Source organism: Oceanisphaera marina, from assembly GCF_014643915.1.
Taxonomy (GTDB): Bacteria; Pseudomonadota; Gammaproteobacteria; order Enterobacterales; family Aeromonadaceae; genus Oceanimonas; species Oceanimonas marina.
Genome location: NZ_BMKE01000063.1, coordinates 1 through 961 on the forward strand (window position 1 = coordinate 1; position 961 = coordinate 961).

Genomic DNA, 961 nt, shown 5'->3' on the forward strand with positions numbered 1-961 from the left:
CGCAGGTTAGCACGTCCTTCATCGCCTCTGACTGCCAAGGCATCCACCGTGTACGCTTAGTCACTTAACCATACAACCCCAAGAAGTGTGTTTATGCGGCTTCATCTTAGTGATTTCGTCGTTGCGGCTTTCGCTCGCTCCATCACATAGTAAACTATGCTCAGGAGACTCGTTCAAACCGCGCCTCGAACTCACGTCGATGACACTCGCCTAAATATATCGCTATATAAAGGCAGCATAAAAACAACTTGCTCAAAGCGGGGTTGATTGCATCAGTGACTGATGCTTACAACATATTTCGCCAAGAAGTTCCAAGACACTTGCGTATCAAGAACTACAAATTATTTCTATCAGCTTTCCAGATTGTTAAAGAGCNTAAATGGTGGAGCTATGCGGGATCGAACCGCAGACCTCCTGCGTGCAAGGCAGGCGCTCTCCCAGCTGAGCTATAGCCCCATTTAGTTCTTAGCTTTATTTAGCTTTGCATTGCTTACACAATGTTTAGCCAATCACCAAATCATTCTAATACTAGGAATAAGGCGAGGACGTTTAGCCTGCTAAACGACGAGTCTTATGACGACGTAGGAGATTGATTTGGTGGGTCTGGGTGGATTTGAACCACCGACCTCACCCTTATCAGGGGTGCGCTCTAACCAACTGAGCTACAGACCCAAACCTATCTGGCTGCTCTCAACCGACCTCACCCTACTCTTTATTCAAGATATGTGGGGTGCTAACCAATTGAGCTACAGACCCGAACCTTTTCTTTTTTCCCTCAACTGCGGTTAGAAACCGGTATCCTGAGGGCAAAAAATCGCACCGGCAGCTTTTGCCCATGCGATAAGTCACTCTTTCTTATCAAGCAAACTGTGTGAACACTCAACAGACGTTGAGTTAAGGTAAGGAGGTGATCCAACCCCAGGTTCCCCTAGGGTTACCTTGTTACGACTTCACCCCAGTC

Annotated in this window: 2 tRNA genes and 1 rRNA gene; all 3 read right to left on the reverse strand. The window is 47.2% G+C overall.

The annotated features are described in order from the left end of the window. Positions 1–380: 380 nt before the first annotated feature. A tRNA-Ala gene (locus IEW52_RS15565) sits at positions 381–456 on the reverse strand. A 139-nt stretch (positions 457–595) separates the two neighbouring features. Continuing rightward, positions 596–672: transfer RNA gene (locus tag IEW52_RS15570), tRNA-Ile, on the reverse strand. A gap of 228 nt (positions 673–900) precedes the next feature. Further along, positions 901–961 (reverse strand): 16S ribosomal RNA (locus IEW52_RS15575); the annotation flags it as partial.